Origin of the sequence: Halalkaliarchaeum sp. AArc-CO, assembly GCF_024972735.1 — an archaeon.
Classification (GTDB): Archaea; Halobacteriota; Halobacteria; order Halobacteriales; family Haloferacaceae; genus Halalkaliarchaeum.
Map to the genome: position 1 here is coordinate 1,914,731 of NZ_CP087723.1, position 14,544 is coordinate 1,929,274.

Consider the following 14,544-nt stretch of genomic DNA (forward strand, 5'->3'; position numbering starts at 1 on the left):
TGTTCCGATGTTTCGCCGGTGGCCGCCGATTTATTAGTCCCCTCGACATCCGTGCAGGTATGACCGACGTTTCCGACAGGGGGACCCGACGGGTATCGGACCGGACGATCGCTATCCTCGCCCACGAGAAGTTTCCCGACCGTGCGAAGACGGCGATCGGCGTTATGCGCTACGGCAACTACGACGTCGCCGCCGTAATCGACCGCGAGGAAGCCGGCTCCAGCGTTGGCGATCACGTGCGGGACCTCGATGACGCTCCGATCGTCGGCTCGTTCGAGGAGGCTCTCGAGGTCGAATCGGATCTCGACACGCTGTTGATCGGAATCGCGCCGATCGGCGGAGGGTTCGAGGAGTCGTGGCGACCGGACGTCACGGCGGCGATCGACGCGGGCTGTGACGTCATCTCCGGGCTCCACTACTTCCTCTCGGAGGACGAGGAGTTCGCCGCGCTGGCCGATCAGGAGGGCGTCGAACTGTGGGACGTCCGAAATCCCCACGAGGATCTCACGGTGAGTGAGGGTGTCGCAGCCGACGTCGACGCCGACGTCGTCCTCACCGTCGGTACCGACTGTTCGGTCGGCAAGATGACCGTCTCGCTGGAGCTGCTGGCGGCCGCCCGAGATCGGGGGATCGACGCCGGGTTCGTCCCGACGGGACAGACCGGGATCATGATCGCCGGCTGGGGGAATCCGGTCGACCGGGTGATAAGCGACTTCACCGCCGGTTCAGTCGAAGAGATGATCCTCGAACTCGGTGACGAACACGACGTGCTGTTCGTCGAGGGGCAAGGGAGCATCGTCCACCCCGCCTACTCGGCTGTCACGTGTGGCATCCTCCACGGAGCGATGGCCGACGCGCTCGTGTTGTGTCACGCTTCCGGACGGGAGGCGATTCACGGCTACGAGGAGTTTTCGCTTCCGCCGCTTCCCGAGTACGTCGACCTCTACGAGTCGCTGGCGAAACCGGTTCACGAGTCACCCGTCGTGGCGGGCGCGCTCAACACCAGGGAAATCGACGGCGACGACGACGCCCGGGAAGCGGTCGCGGAGTACTCCCGGACGATCGGCGTCCCGGCAACCGATCCGGTTCGATTCGACGCGGAAGACGTTCTCGACGCGGTGCTCGAGGGGGTGGACCGATGACGCTTTCGGCGGAGTTCGAACGGGTTTCCCTCGAACTCGACGACGCGTTCACGATCTCACGGGGAACGACGACCGAAACCGAAAACGTCGTCGTCCGGATCACGGACGAGGGCGGGATGACCGGGATCGGCGGGGCTGCCCCCTCGCCTCACTACGGGGAAACTGCAGACACCGTGGGTGCCGTCCTTCCGGAACTGCTCGACGTCGTCGAGGAGGTCGACGACCCCCATGCGATCCACGAGGTCGAGCGCCGACTCACCGAGGTCGTTCGCGACAACCCTGCAGCCAGGTGTGCGGTGTCGATTGCGCTGCACGACCTGGCAGCAAAGCGACTCGGCGTTCCACTGTACCGGCTGTGGGGGCTCGACCCGACCGACGCGCCGACGAGTTCCTACACGATCGGACTCGACACGGTGGACCGAGTCGGAGAGAAGACGGAACGGGCCGTCGAGTCCGGCTACGACGTGCTCAAACTGAAGCTGGGCACCGACCACGATCGGGAACTCGTCGAGGCGGTTCGGGAGGCCGCCCCGGACGCCCGGCTCCGGATCGACGCCAACGAGGCGTGGACGCCCCGCGAGACGGTGGCGAAAAGCCGGTGGCTCGAAGAGTACGACGTCGAGTTCATCGAACAGCCGGTGCCGGCTGAAGACCCCGAGGGGCTGCGGTTCGCCTACGAGCGCTCGGTGCTGCCGATCGCCGCCGACGAGTCGTGTGTCACGGTTTCGGACATACCGGAAATCGCCGACCGGGCCGACATCGCGAACCTCAAGCTGATGAAATGCGGCGGACTTGCGGAAGCGAGGAGAATGATCGCGACAGCACGAGCCCACGGGCTCGAGGTGATGCTCGGCTGCATGGTGGAGTCGAACGCCTCGATCGCGGCCGGCTGTCACCTCGCACCGTTGCTCGATTACGCCGACCTCGACGGATCGCTTCTCCTCGCCGAGGACCCGTACGCGGGGATCGACCTCACGGACGGAGAGATCCGGCTTGCGGAAACCGATCGAGCAGGTACGGGAGTCCGACGGGTCGACTGACGGGCGAGAGCGGAGGCCACGCCCGTCCGTTCCTGCCGCTACCCTTGTGCCGCAGCCGCGTCGGTGACGCGACCGACGAACAGCACGGCGTCGGTCGGTCGGTCGCGAATACAAAACAGGAACGGACGATCGATCGTCAAATCGAATGACTCGGCCGGGGCGCTCTCGACCATGGACACGGCAGTTGCAGCCGCGGCCTCGGTGCCCTCCTCGTCGACGCTGACGAAGGCGTCGTGGTACACCTCGTCGATCCCCGGCCCACCTTCTCCGTCGACCATGTTCGAGAAGTCGGCGCCGGGGCCGAACGCGGACTCCATGCCGAGGTCCGAGAGGGCCTCGCGCAGTTCGGCGTCGAACTCGTATTCGAACCGCGGCATCCGGAGGTCGCCGGCGGCGTCGGTGAGTTCCTCGAACACACCGAAGAGGTTCTCGCCCGCCAGGTCGGACTCGACCGCCTCGAACTCGCCCTCGTCGGGAACGACGAGGACCATCGACACCTCGCCGCCGACGTAGGGGAGTTCGATGGCCTGGGCGCGCGGCAAATCGGCGTAGTCCGTGCGGAGGTTCTGTGCCATCATCGGCACTGTCGTCTCCGTGCCGTCGAGCGCGATAAACGGTGCCTCCTGAGTGTCGTCGGGGTCGAACTCCTGCTCCCAGCTCGCCATGAAGTAAATGGCGTTGGTGAGCACGAGGACCGTCTGGGGAGTAATCCCGTTTTCGGGGATCAAGTCCTCGATCCGGTCGTCGGTCTCGTCGGCGACCCAGTCGTTGATCCGCTCGCGCTCGAGTTCGGGTTGCGCGGTGAAATTCGCCTCGTTGAAGCCGCCACCGTAGTACTCGTCGACGAGGTCCAGGTACTCCTCGTCGAACGGGTAGCCCTCCTCGCCCCACAACGCGTTTGCGACCGACAGGGTGAATGCGTCCACCTCATCCGTTTCATCGTCGTCGTCCGGCATGGGATCCGCTGTCGTCTCGCGCTCGTCGAGCGCGGACTGCAGATCCGAAAACGCCGGGTGGGTCGCATCCTCCAGCGTGAATCGGAGCGCTTCTCGCATCGCCGTCTCGGCGTCGCCGGCCGACCCTGCGTACGTCATCGCGAGCGCCATCGAGATACTGTACGGCGAGTAGAACACGTTGTCGGCGTCCTCGTCGGCGACGAACTGCTCGTGGAGGTTCATCGCAAACTCCGCGTTGCCGGCGACGAGTTCGCGGATCCGCTCGTCGGCCGCCCCGGGGTCGCCCTCGGGAAGCGATTTCTGTTCCTCCCCGTCGCCACCTGGTGTGTCGGCCGGCTGGTCTGTGGGCGTCTCTGTGTTCTCGTCGCCTCCCGATCGCCCCTCGTCGTCGACACAGCCCGCGAGGATCGCGGCCGCCAGCATTCCGGAGGTCGCAAGCACGGCGCGTCGATTCATGGCCGTCACTACGGCAGGTCCATGTAAGTGTCTTCCAGAGGCACAAATGTCAGTTTGTGCTATCCTGTTCCAACTGGATCGGTTCGTGCGGAATCCCCGAGAGACAGAGATCCGCCAGGGAGACGGGCGGTATTCCCCCATCTCACAGCCAGTCTGCAAACGACTCCGAGGCTGCGGCGCGGTCGAGATATCTCCGTTTCGTCCCCCGAATCGCTTCCGGGAGTGTCTCCCCGCCGCGAACCCGAGACAGCACTCGGTCTCGTTGCCAGGAACTCGGCGTGGTTCCCAACCGCACACGGGCTTCGATCGGGTCGAGCAGCCAGTCGACGGTCGTCCCGTCGGTCCCCGAGGCTGCGAGGCCGCGACGGGCGTATTCGAGCAGCTCCTGACGGATGCGCCGCCGGTTTTCAGTGTACGTCCCGTCGGCGGCGACCCACGACAGCTCCGCCTCGGGACCGTCGTCGACGGCGGCGTAGAACGCGTCTCTCGCGTCACTCCAGGGGAGTTCCCCCAGCGGGTGATCCTCGATGACGAGTCCCCGCAACAGTCCGACCACGAGCGCCTGGAATGCGACGGTGTCCCGGACCGTCGGCTGGGTCGGCAGCGGGCGGTATTCGAGCCTGAGCGACGCCGTGTCGTTCCCGGGATCGGTCGGCTCTCCGTCTGCGCCGGTCGGGACGTCCCCGCCGACGACGCCACGGACCCACCGCCAGTACGTCCCGCGCTTGTGACGGTATTCGGGGATCCGGTCGGCGTATGGAACCGACTGTTCGGCTGTCGCGGCGCTGGCTGCCGGGAGGTCGTCGTACAGATGGGGGGCGTACGTGACGTCGGCGACCACCCTGGCGGGGAGGCGATCGAGACGTTCCAGGTCGTTTGGCACCCGCACTTTCCGTTTCTCGCCAGCGAGCCCGGCGTTGATCGCGTCTTCGAAGACGGGTATCCGGTGTTCGTGAGGTGCAGCCGCTAGGAGGCGTTCGACCGCCGAGGAGTCCTCGAGCGGCCGGTAGCAGTCGGCCGGTAGGAACGGGGAGTTCGTTGCAAGCGAGAGCACCGGCCCGAGCGTCCGAATCGCGAGGTCGTGATACCGGGGGAACGACGACGCGTTTGGCACCTGGAGGTGCGGCTGTATCGACGCCGTCAGCGACTCGATCAGAATCGACGGAACGGTCAGGTCGACACCCGGGACCGACAGTTCGATCTCGCCGTCGGCCCGGTTCCGGACCTCGTTGTCCAGGGCGTAGTATCGGGCGTCGGCGTGCATGTTCTGTGAGAGGAAGACGCCGTCGTGTTCGGTCCCCGACGAGAGATACGGACGAGTACCCTCGGCCGGCGGGACGGTCCACATCGAGTCCAGTGCGAGTCGACGGTCGTCGGGAAGCAGTTCCCGGGCGGTCGACACCAGCTCCCGGAGGCGTCGGGCCTGTCGACGCATTCCCGGCCCATCGAGCACGTCCGGCTCGGTGTTTAGCTCCAGGTTGTGGACGCCCAGCTCCGGGTTCGTGCCGTCGGCGCCGAAAAGCTCCGTCGGAACTCGAGTGAGCGTTCCGTCAGAAGTTGTCACGTACGCCTCGAGTTCGAGGCCGACCGAGAAGTCCGCGTTGTCGAGCCGCCCGGCGGCCAGATCGGCGGCGACGGCGTCGGCCTGAGTTTCGACCCGGTCGTCGAACTCTCGCCGGGTTTCCGGTGCGAGGGATTCGTGGACGGCTGCGGCGTACTCGTCGGGCGTCATCGAACTGGAATGGGGTTACTCTCTGGCGACGCGAACGCCTCTCAGTTCTCCTCGTCGTCCTTCAGGTCTGCGAGTTCGGACTCGACCTCGGCGTCGTCGAGTTCGGCCTCGAGATCTTCTTCGTCGAGTTCGTCCTCGAGCCCCTCGATCTCGGCGTCGACGTCGACGTCCGACGGCTCCTCCGGCTCCGCCGCCGTCTCTTTGCCCATCTCGGTTTTGATGGTTTCCAGCTCCGCGTCGACCTCGCTGTCCGTCGAGAGCGACTCGAGCTCCCGGTCGATGGCGTCTTTGTCCGACAGAGCGTCGTCGAACGCGCCCGTCTCCTGGAGTTCGTCCATCGCGGCCGCCCGGGCCTCCATCTCGTCGGTTCGCTCTTCTGCGCGTTCGATCGCCCGGCCGACGTCTTCCATCTCGTCGCCCACGCCGCTCATCGCCGAGGAGACCCGCGAGGAGGCCTCGGCGGCCTCGTAGCGCGCCTTCATGGTCTCTTTTTTCGTCCGGAACTCCTCGATGCGGTTCTGTAGCTCGTTTTTCTTCTCGACGAGGTTCTCCTGTGTCTGCTCGAGCTCGGCGATCTGTCCCTCCAGGTCCTCGATCTGTTGCATCTTGGATTTCTTCTTCTCGAGGGCCTTGCGGGCGAGGTCGTCCCTGTCCTGTTCGACGGCCTGTCGCGCCTGCTGGTTGTGCTTCTCGACGTTCTCCTCGAGCCGGCGCTTCTGGATCTCGAGGCGCTTTTTCTGGGTGGTGAGATCCGCGATCCCCTGTTTCACCTGCTGGAGTTCGTCGCGCATCTGCTCGTAGGAGTAGTCGAGAGTTTCCGTCGGATCCTCGGCCCGATTCAGGAGGGCGTTGATCTTCGACCGGACCACGTACGACATACGCGAGAGGATTCCCATAGCCCACAGTTGGCTCTGTAGGTCTTAAAACCCAGCAGGTCGGAGAGAACGGTCGGACCGGCCCGGCTCAGTCGGCGAACAGTTCGTCGACCGCGTCCTGGGCCGCTCTGGCCGCCTCGTCGACGACGGCCTCGGGGTCCGGGTCGGCGTCGTCGGGAACGTTCAGGTAGACGTCCACCTCCAGAACGCCGTCCTCGAACGTGACCGTCACGTCGAGATCGACGACCTCCGACTGTCGGTAGTTCTCGAAGACGACCTCCTCGGCGGCTTCCGCCGCGGTTTCGACGACTTCCGCGTCGGTCGGGCCACCGCCATCGGCTGCGGTGTTTGCGTCCGAGAGATCGTCCGAACCGTTCGCGTCTTCGGACATCGGTTTACGCGCCGCCGGCGCCGGGACCGCCCGGTCCGCCCATACCGCCGGCCGGACCGCCGCCCGCGCCGCCCTGCAGGAGCTGCTGGAGTTCTTCCTGCAGGCTCTCGAACTGCTGCTGGACGCGCTCTTCCTGTTTGTTCAGCTGCTCGACGCGAACTTCGAGGCTGTCGACCTTCTCTTCGAGATCGTCGGAGGCCGACTCGTAGTCGGTCTCGACCAGGATCTCGCCGACTTCGCGGTACATTCCGGCGTCCTCGTCGACGTCCTCGAGCGCGTCGAGTGCGGTCTGTGCATCGTTGAGGGCCGTTTCGGCCTGTCCTTTCTGCTGTGCGACCTTCTGTGCGGTCTCTTGAAGGTCCTGTAGCTCTTCGAGTTTCTCCTGCGCCTCCGGCGGCAGATTACCCTGCATGGACGGAGCGAAGCGGCCCGCACTGAAAAAGCCCCGTTTTTGTTTCCGTCAGAGGGGAAGCGCGACCGCGATCCCCTCGGCGATCGCCACCAGCGCTCCGACGTAGACGGCGGTTCCAGCCAGCGAGACGACCGAAAACCCCGCAGCCGACTGCCGGGACGCGGCCGCGGGAATCGTCATCGATCCGCGCGCGACCGGGAGGGTGTTCGAGACCGCGACGGCGGGCAGCCCCCACCGGTCGAACCAGCGCTCGGCACGCCGGAGGTGGCTTTCCTTCAGTCCCGTTCCCGAAAGCGTGTCGTACTCCATTCCGGCGTACCTGACGAGCCCGAAAAGCAGGAGCTGTCCGGCGGTTGCCCCCAGTATCGCGGCGGCCGCCACAGGCAGCAGCTCGAAGAGACTCGTACCGAGGACGAGCACGGACGCGACGAGAATCGCTCGCGTCGGGATCAACTTCCCCACCAGCGCTCCTTCCAGTGCGAAAACGAGAAACAGCACTCCCAGCCCGTAGCGGACGACGAACGCTGTGGTGAGTTCGGCTGCGAGTGTGAACACGTTCGGCTTTGGCTGCGAGCGTATATGGGCCTTCTGTCGAATCGTGCAGGAGACTGCCTGACACGGGTAGATCTGGCAATCAGGGGTTTTCAACGGCCGTCCATCTTCGACTGGTCGAGTCCCGGATGCCGTCCCGAAACGTGAAGCCAGTCCCGCAGGAAGCCGAGCAGGAACGGAACGCCGACGATCACGACGCCGACGGCGACGGCGTCGGTTCCGAGAATCGGCGACAGTGCGGCCGCCAGAAACGCCATCTGGGCGCCGGCGAGCAGTCGCGCGGGCGTCCTCTCGGGGAGTTCGTACACGGGCAGGCCACGGAGCCGCCGCAGGCGGACGCCGCCGACAAACGCGTAGCGGGCGAACCCGACAGAGAGGTACCACGCCGGAATTGCGCCGCCGAACACGCCGACGACGGTCGCGACCAGGATTCCGAGCGCGTCATACTCCGTGTCCAGTTGTGCTCCAAGCGCCGTAATCCGTCCGCGATGTCGAGCGAGTGCGCCGTCCCCCGCGTCCAGCAACGCGGCTACGCCGTAGCACACTGCTGGGAACCACCCGACCGTCGAGAGCCACCCCCCTCCGAACGCGAGGAACCCGGCAGTCCACGCGATCAGAATGCCCCGAAGAAGTGTAAGGAGGTTCGCCGCACCCAGATTCGGTGAAAGTCCCTCGGCGTCCGGACGGTGGTTCGCGGGGAGGCGGACGACGACCAGTCGGTACTCGACTGCGAGGACGACAAGCGCGATCGCGGCCCAGCCGAGCCAGGTGGCGCCGAACCCACTCCTGACCGCCCCGAGAGCGCCCACGCCTCCGGTCGCGATTCCCGCCGTCAGAAACCAGGCCGCGGTATGCTGTCGAAGCCTGGCGTGCGCGCTCTCGGCTGCGACGCGCGTCGGCGTGTTCACGGTCGTGAAACGGTTTGGTCCGACTTGAGTATGCGGTCGTCTGTGTTTGGGGGAAGTTCACACACGTTTCGAGCGCGCCTCGCGAACGTTTGCACCGTCCCGTACCTTGTCTTCACAGGAGGGACACACGCGGACGTCGTCGTAATGCGGCGGCGCAAACACTCGGACGTATCGCTCCGTGACGAACGAACCACAGTTCCTGCATTCCGGCATCGCAGTCGGCACTACGGAACCATCTGACGTATTATTTTGGGTGGTCTCGGCCGAAAATCACGATCTCGACCACCGAAACAATGGGAACTCTCGACAGGTTGTTAGCTGTTGTATCCGGCCTCCCAGGCCGACAGACACCCCGGAGCCGCAACCGCTTTGAGGTCGGCCCCACGTGGTTGGCCCATGCAGACGGTCGTCCTCGCCGCCGGGAAGGGAACGCGGATGCGTCCGCTGACCGAGAGCCGCCCGAAACCGATGCTTCCGGTCGCCGGATCGCCGCTCGTGGAACACACCGTCGACGCCGCAGTCGAGGCAGGTGCGAGTCGGCTCGTGATCGTCGTCGGCTATCGCGGCGATCTGATACGGGACCAGTTCGGCGACAGCTACCGCGGTGTGCCGATCGCGTACGCCGAGCAGCCGACCCAGCGTGGGACCGCCGACGCAGTCGCGCAGGCGGCATCCTCGCTCGACGAGGAGCCGTTCGTCGTGCTCAACGGAGACAGCCTTTACGACGTCGACTCGCTGTCTCGTCTGTACGGCGGCGGCCCTGCGGTCGCGAGCTACCGCGTCGAGGACCCCACGAGTTACGGCGTGTTGCTTCTCGACGGGGAGCAGGTGACGGGCGTCATCGAGAAGCCCGACGATCCGCCGTCGAACCTGATCAACGCCGGCGCGTACGTCTTCCCCGAGACAGCGCTAGGGTGGCTCGACGTGGGCGAGAGCAAACGAGGCGAGCTCGAACTCACGGATGTCCTCGAGCGGACCTGCGAGTCGACGGACGTTCGTTCAGTGACGGTGAGGCGCTGGCTCGACGTCGGCCGCCCGTGGGAGCTTCTCGAAGCCAACGAGTGGAAGCTCGAAGAGATCGACGACGTGCAACGCGGCGAGGTGAGTCCCGACGCCACGCTGTCGGGTCAGGTGTTCGTCGCCCGGGGTGCCGAAATCCGGGAGGGTGTGACCCTCGAAGGGCCGGTGTACGTCGGGCCGGACGCGACTGTCGGCCCGAACGCGTACGTCCGCGGTGCGACTGCCATCGGCGCCGGTGCCCACGTCGGCCACGCCGTCGAGATCAAAAACAGCGTCCTGATGTCGGGGGCGACCGCCGGCCACTTGACGTACGTCGGAGACAGCGTGATCGGCCGGGACGTCAACTTCGGCGCCGGAACGACGGTCGCCAACCTGCGTCACGACGGCGAGGACGTTCGCGTGACCGTCAAAGGGGACCGTATCTCGACCGGTCGACGGAAGTTCGGTGTCGTCTGCGGGGACGACGTCAAAACGGCGATCGACACCAGCATCAATGCCGGGGTGGTTCTCTCGGAAGGCGCAACGACGACACCCGGCGAGAACGTCCTCAAAGACCGGTGAGCGGTCGCAATCAGTCTTCGTCCGGCTCCAGTTTTCCGGCGAGCACTTTTGCGGCGGTCAACACCGGATCCCACACCGGACTGAACGGCGGCGCGTACGACAGATCTAGTTGCTCGAGTTCCGGAACCGTCAGTCCGGCGGACAGTGCAGTCGCCACGGTATCGATCCGCTTTGCTGCGCCTTCCTCGCCGACCATGCTCGCCCCGAGCACCCGGTTCGTCGTCGCGTCCGCGACCATCGTGACCTGCAACTCGGCGCCACCGGGGTAGTAGTGAGCCCGCGTGGGTGCCGATATCGTCACTGACACGGGATCGAACCCGCTGGATCGCGCCCGTTCGGGGTCGATCACGCCGGTGCGGGCCACTTCGAGGTCGAACGCTTTCAGCACGGCCGTGCCGGCGATCTTGCCCACGGCGGTTGCATCGCCAGCGAGCGTCGACCCGATTGCACGACCCGCCCGGTTCGCCGTCAACGCGAGGGGAACGTGGTCCGGCTCCCCGGTGACGACGTGGCGGGCCTCCGCACAGTCGCCAGCCGCGTACACGCCTTCGACGTTCGTCTTCCCGTGCTCGTCGGTCGCGATCGCACCCGTAGGGCCGGTCTCAATTCCTGCCTTCTCGGCGATCTCGACGTTCGGAACCACGCCGACGCCGACGAGCGCGAGATCCACCGGGAAGCGATCTTCCCCGGCCTCGACTGCACCGATCGCGTCGCCATTGCCGAACCCGTCGTCGGCGTCCCCGGCGTCGGTCTCTACTGCCGAGCGGGGCAGGAAGCCGTCGACGCCCGTATTGAGGTGGAGCCGGATCCCCTGTTCACGGAGGTGGTCCTCGACGACTTCCGCGGCGTCGCTACCGAACGGCTGGAGAACGTGTGGGAGCATCTCGAAGAGGTGTACCCCCAGCCCGTGGTGGGCGAACGCCTCTGCCATCTCGATACCGACGTACCCCCCACCGACGATCGCGACAGCGTCGTGATCTGGCTCGTCGCCGGGATCGAGTCCGAGGAACGTTCGGATTTCGCGTGCGGCGTCCATCTCGTGGAGGGTGAAGACGCCGTCGAGATCCATCCCCGAGAACGGCGGTTCGACCGCCCTAGCCCCTGTTGCGATGAGAAGCTCGCCGTAGGGCTGGACGAACGTTTCAGTGTCCTCGTTGCCCAGTGGTTCGACGGTGACGGTCCGGTCGTCGGGATCGATCTCGATGACCTCGTGGTTCGTCCGGAGGTCGATCCCACGCTCCGATCTGAACTTCTCCGGCGGAATCGACACCAGGTCGTCGAGCGACTCCACCTCGCCTTTTATATAATACGGCAGCCCGCAGGCTCCATACGACACCCAGTCCCCTTTCTCGAAGACGATCACCTCTCGGTCCGGCCGTTCCCGCTTGAGTTTGCTCGCGGCGCTCATCCCCGCAGCGTCGCCGCCGACGATGACGACCGGGTTTTCGTCGGCTGCTCCGGGTACCTCGGCTGTGGTGTCGTCCATACCAGAGGATTCGTCTCCCCGCCATAAAGTATTGTGGTGTATATACAATACAGGACGATCGGAGAGGGATTGACCCGAAGCGCAGTTCCTACGCCTTAGCGTTGCTGGTTGTGACCGTGTGGATCGACGGGTTCGCCGGGGTAGTCTTTCTCGCCGGCCTCGATCCGGACGTCGAGCCAGTTTTCCATCGGGATCAACGGACATTCGTATGCGGTGTTGTACGCGCAGGTGGGATTGTACGCGGCGTTGAAATCGAGGATCCAGCCGTCCTCCCTCTCGTGTGACTCCGGGTCGAGATCGAGGTATCGCCCCGCGCCGTACGTCTCGTCACCGTTCGTCTCGTCACGGAACGGCACCCACAGCCGATCCGATTCGGGGGGTCGATAGGCCTGTAGCGTGATCTCCGTGCCCTCCAGTTCGACGGAGAATTCGCCGTGTCTGTGGTACTGCTGTTCCCCATCTGCCGTCGTCTCGACGGTGATCAGTTCGGGATCGTCGTGTTCCTCGAGAGGAACGACGAACCGGTAGTTCTCGCGTATCGGGTAGTATGCTAACCCTGCGAATGTTTCCTCGGGAAGCGGCGACTGGGGATGCTCCCTGAAGTACCGTTCCCGCTGTCGGCGCTGTTCTTCGGTTTGCTCCTCCCAGTGCGCGTCCGTGTCGGCGGTCATCGGTCGTCTGGACCGGTATTGTTCTTGCAGTACAATAAATGGGGGGTTCAAGTAAAGACACGCAATGGTGAATCGCCTCGGGATCAAGTGGTTCGAGAATCGAAGATTCTCGTCATCATGAGAGAGCTTCGCTCTCTCGAACGACCCCGAGGCTTCCTGTTTCTACGACGCGCTTTGCAGACACCGAAGTGGTGTCCGTAGGGAGCGCAGTCTCCACAGGCGTGGATTCGGGCCATCCCAGCCCTAATTCAGAAAAGCCTCTCTTGAGAACATTCATCGCCGCGTTCGTATCACGGTCACACTCAAACCCACACGACGGGCACGAATGCTCACGTACCCAGATGGGCTTCGCTGTTTCCACACCACACGACGCACACTCCTTGGTTGTGCCCCGAGCCTCCACCTGCACGACGTGCGTGCCGTAGAGGTCGCCTTTGTATTCGAGGAGCGTGATGAATTGTCGCCACGCAGCATCCTGCTTGTTCCGAGTATTATGCGACTGTTCGAGCATCTCTTTCACGTCCAAGTCCTCGACGAATACAGCGTCGTACTCGCGGACGAGCCACGTCGTTATCTTGTGCTGGTAGTCCAGAACCTTCCGCTTGATGTGACGCTTGACCTTCGCCACTTCCCGGCGTTGTTTCTCGTGGTTGTTCGAGCCTTTCTCCTTTCGAGACAACTTCCGTTGCTCACGCCGAAGTCGTTCGTACTCGTCTTCGAGGTCAAGCCAATCCACGGTCTTGCCGTCCGAGGTGTGGATGTAGTTGAGGATGCCGAGGTCGATACCGACGCTGTTGCTCGCGTCCAGCGAGTCTACGTCGGTTTTCTCGGGCAGGTCAGCCGCATCAGTTTCGAGTCCGAAAGAGACGAACCATTCGCCGGTCGTCTCCTTTTTGAACGTGACTTCTTTGATGGTGGCGTGGTCTGGGATTGGGCGATGGTAACGGATTTTCACCCAGCCGATTTTGCTGAAGCGGACGTAAGCATACCTGTCGCGGCCCCTCTTTTCATCGAGGTCGAAACCAGACTGGGTGTACGTCACACTCCGGTACTCTGTGGGTGCTTGCCTCTTGAGCCGACCAACGTTGTACCCCTTCTCTTTCTTCTTTTTGAGGTTCGAGAGGTTCCGATGGAAGCGTGCGACGGTGGCTTGCGCGGCCTTCGAATGTAGTTCACCGAACACTGGCCACTTGCGCTTCCACTCGGGGAGTTTGTTGTTCTGGTCGTACTCACTCGGCTTATCGTCCTCTGGACTGTTCTCGTAGTCCCAGCGGACGTGGTTGTAGAGTTGGCGATGAACGTCGAGATGGTGTTCCAGTCGCTCCGCTACCTCTTGTGTCGGGTGGGCGTGGTAGCGGTGACTGTGTTCCATCGCTGTCTCTCGATTAGGAACTATTGACTTAATGGTTTGTATCACGAGTTGTCGGCTTCATCCCCGAGGTCAAGCCTCGGGGTATTCGCCTTGCCCGCTGATAAAAAACAACCATGTGAAGATGAAAGTCTATTACCATGTCTCCGGTACTGTACGTCGGTTGCCTTCCAGAACAGATCGGATCGATTTACTACCACATGAACGAGGACGGAGGACACAATCAGCGATGTACCGAGAGCAGTCAACAGACTGATGCGGGTTCCGAGTGTTGCGGTGACGACAGCCAGCCGACCGCCGACGCCACCGACGCCAGGGGACGTCACAACATCGACCCCGAAGGCGGTATCCACCTCTCCTTGCAGGTCCCCGATCGACCGACGCTTCACGACGTGCTTCGATCGCTCGTCCAGTCGGACGTTCCATTCGAGATCAACCGGATCAGCGACGCGGGGGCCCACTCCTCACTCGCGATCGTGGATCTGGACGAACTCACCGAAAAACAGCAAAAGGCGATCGAACTGGCGTTCGAACGCGGCTACTACGAGACGCCCCGGGAGACGGATCTCGAGGCGATAAGCGACGAACTCGACGTCTCGAAGTCCGCCGTCTCACAGCGCCTCCGCGCGAGCGAATCGAAGCTCATCCAGTCGGTGCTCGCAGAGCAGACCGACGCCGACGGGACCGACTCGTCGGACGTGGAGTGAGCCTGATACTGATTATTGTAGCGATTTACCGGGCGATCGGCCACTCGGTGGGCCGATCGTCCGGTTACGGCCGAGAATAATCAGTATGAGTCCGATTTTTCCGTCATAGTTCCTCGCGGACGAAGTCCCAGTCACAACGGATCGTTATGCCGAACATGGAGATAGACACCCCATAATAAAGGTCGGAACTTGTTCAGGCTTATCTAGTCTATGGTATTAAATTTGGTGCTTAACTTTTCCCATTATTCTAAGGTACGTGGGCTCCC

The 14,544-nt window shown here is 63.9% G+C and carries 14 protein-coding genes; 4 read left to right on the top strand and 10 right to left on the bottom strand.

Features of this window, described 5'->3' with window-relative positions; all coding sequences use genetic code 11:
* The first annotated feature begins 59 nt into the window (after nt 1-59).
* Nucleotides 60-1,142 (top strand): N-acetyltransferase DgcN family protein, encoded by a 1,083-nt coding sequence (locus AArcCO_RS10195; protein WP_259533321.1) that lies wholly within the window; start codon nt 60-62, stop codon nt 1,140-1,142.
* Nucleotides 1,139-2,182 (top strand): dipeptide epimerase, encoded by a 1,044-nt coding sequence (locus tag AArcCO_RS10200; protein ID WP_259533322.1) that lies wholly within the window; start codon nt 1,139-1,141, stop codon nt 2,180-2,182. The genes AArcCO_RS10195 and AArcCO_RS10200 overlap by 4 nt, the downstream gene beginning before the upstream one ends.
* A 38-nt stretch (nt 2,183-2,220) precedes the next feature.
* Here AArcCO_RS10200 and AArcCO_RS10205 read toward each other — a convergent pair whose 3' ends face one another.
* From AArcCO_RS10205 to AArcCO_RS10235, 7 genes are all read right to left on the bottom strand, one after another.
* Complete coding sequence (locus tag AArcCO_RS10205; protein WP_259533323.1) at nt 2,221-3,594, bottom strand: serpin family protein; 1,374 nt, start codon at nt 3,592-3,594, stop codon at nt 2,221-2,223.
* A 142-nt stretch (nt 3,595-3,736) separates the two neighbouring features.
* A complete protein-coding gene (locus tag AArcCO_RS10210) occupies nt 3,737-5,326 on the bottom strand; it encodes a glutamate-cysteine ligase family protein (protein ID WP_259533324.1) in 1,590 nt (529 codons plus the stop codon).
* A gap of 41 nt (nt 5,327-5,367) precedes the next feature.
* Nucleotides 5,368-6,222, bottom strand: coding sequence for a PspA/IM30 family protein (locus tag AArcCO_RS10215; RefSeq protein ID WP_259533325.1), 855 nt, complete (start codon nt 6,220-6,222; stop codon nt 5,368-5,370).
* Between the two features lie 67 nt (nt 6,223-6,289).
* The gene (locus AArcCO_RS10220) at nt 6,290-6,592 is read right to left on the bottom strand and encodes a DUF3194 domain-containing protein (RefSeq protein ID WP_259533326.1); all 303 of its coding nucleotides are present in this window, start codon (nt 6,590-6,592) and stop codon (nt 6,290-6,292) included.
* Between the two features lie 4 nt (nt 6,593-6,596).
* On the bottom strand, nt 6,597-7,004 hold the full coding sequence (locus tag AArcCO_RS10225; RefSeq protein ID WP_345780862.1) for a prefoldin subunit beta: 408 nt from the start codon (nt 7,002-7,004) through the stop codon (nt 6,597-6,599).
* Nucleotides 7,005-7,052: 48 nt separating this feature from the next.
* Nucleotides 7,053-7,559: a DedA family protein gene (locus tag AArcCO_RS10230; protein WP_259533327.1), complete on the bottom strand. Its 507-nt coding sequence runs from the start codon at nt 7,557-7,559 to the stop codon at nt 7,053-7,055.
* An 89-nt stretch (nt 7,560-7,648) separates the two neighbouring features.
* A complete protein-coding gene (locus AArcCO_RS10235) occupies nt 7,649-8,464 on the bottom strand; it encodes a CDP-alcohol phosphatidyltransferase family protein (RefSeq protein ID WP_259533328.1) in 816 nt (271 codons plus the stop codon).
* Between the two features lie 396 nt (nt 8,465-8,860).
* On the opposite strand from AArcCO_RS10235, the gene glmU reads away from it, so the two are divergent.
* Nucleotides 8,861-10,045, top strand: coding sequence for a bifunctional sugar-1-phosphate nucleotidylyltransferase/acetyltransferase (gene glmU / locus AArcCO_RS10240; RefSeq protein ID WP_259533329.1), 1,185 nt, complete (start codon nt 8,861-8,863; stop codon nt 10,043-10,045).
* A gap of 10 nt (nt 10,046-10,055) precedes the next feature.
* Here the strand turns inward: glmU and AArcCO_RS10245 are convergent, their stop codons facing one another.
* From AArcCO_RS10245 to AArcCO_RS10255, 3 genes are all read right to left on the bottom strand, one after another.
* Complete coding sequence (locus AArcCO_RS10245) at nt 10,056-11,531, bottom strand: FAD-dependent oxidoreductase (RefSeq protein ID WP_259533331.1); 1,476 nt, start codon at nt 11,529-11,531, stop codon at nt 10,056-10,058.
* Nucleotides 11,532-11,626: 95 nt separating this feature from the next.
* Nucleotides 11,627-12,202, bottom strand: a complete 576-nt coding sequence (locus AArcCO_RS10250; protein ID WP_259533332.1) for a DUF1684 domain-containing protein — start codon at nt 12,200-12,202, stop codon at nt 11,627-11,629.
* A 115-nt stretch (nt 12,203-12,317) separates the two neighbouring features.
* The gene (locus AArcCO_RS10255; RefSeq protein ID WP_259533333.1) at nt 12,318-13,574 is read right to left on the bottom strand and encodes an RNA-guided endonuclease InsQ/TnpB family protein; all 1,257 of its coding nucleotides are present in this window, start codon (nt 13,572-13,574) and stop codon (nt 12,318-12,320) included.
* Nucleotides 13,575-13,711: 137 nt separating this feature from the next.
* On the opposite strand from AArcCO_RS10255, the gene AArcCO_RS10260 reads away from it, so the two are divergent.
* Nucleotides 13,712-14,278, top strand: coding sequence for a helix-turn-helix domain-containing protein (locus AArcCO_RS10260; protein ID WP_259533334.1), 567 nt, complete (start codon nt 13,712-13,714; stop codon nt 14,276-14,278).
* The last annotated feature ends 266 nt before the right edge of the window (nt 14,279-14,544 follow it).

What these genes read in the sequence shown, in the direction of transcription:
- AArcCO_RS10205 (WP_259533323.1), bottom strand. Translation starts at nt 3,594, where the DNA reads ATGAATCGACGCGCCGTGCTTGCGACCTCCGGAATGCTGGCGGCCGCG.
- AArcCO_RS10195 (WP_259533321.1), top strand. Translation starts at nt 60, where the DNA reads ATGACCGACGTTTCCGACAGGGGGACCCGACGGGTATCGGACCGGACG.
- AArcCO_RS10255 (WP_259533333.1), bottom strand. Translation starts at nt 13,574, where the DNA reads ATGGAACACAGTCACCGCTACCACGCCCACCCGACACAAGAGGTAGCG.
- AArcCO_RS10245 (WP_259533331.1), bottom strand. Translation starts at nt 11,531, where the DNA reads ATGGACGACACCACAGCCGAGGTACCCGGAGCAGCCGACGAAAACCCG.
- glmU (WP_259533329.1), top strand. Translation starts at nt 8,861, where the DNA reads ATGCAGACGGTCGTCCTCGCCGCCGGGAAGGGAACGCGGATGCGTCCG.
- AArcCO_RS10250 (WP_259533332.1), bottom strand. Translation starts at nt 12,202, where the DNA reads ATGACCGCCGACACGGACGCGCACTGGGAGGAGCAAACCGAAGAACAG.
- AArcCO_RS10260 (WP_259533334.1), top strand. Translation starts at nt 13,712, where the DNA reads ATGTCTCCGGTACTGTACGTCGGTTGCCTTCCAGAACAGATCGGATCG.
- AArcCO_RS10220 (WP_259533326.1), bottom strand. Translation starts at nt 6,592, where the DNA reads ATGTCCGAAGACGCGAACGGTTCGGACGATCTCTCGGACGCAAACACC.
- AArcCO_RS10210 (WP_259533324.1), bottom strand. Translation starts at nt 5,326, where the DNA reads ATGACGCCCGACGAGTACGCCGCAGCCGTCCACGAATCCCTCGCACCG.
- AArcCO_RS10200 (WP_259533322.1), top strand. Translation starts at nt 1,139, where the DNA reads ATGACGCTTTCGGCGGAGTTCGAACGGGTTTCCCTCGAACTCGACGAC.
- AArcCO_RS10225 (WP_345780862.1), bottom strand. Translation starts at nt 7,004, where the DNA reads ATGCAGGGTAATCTGCCGCCGGAGGCGCAGGAGAAACTCGAAGAGCTA.
- AArcCO_RS10215 (WP_259533325.1), bottom strand. Translation starts at nt 6,222, where the DNA reads ATGGGAATCCTCTCGCGTATGTCGTACGTGGTCCGGTCGAAGATCAAC.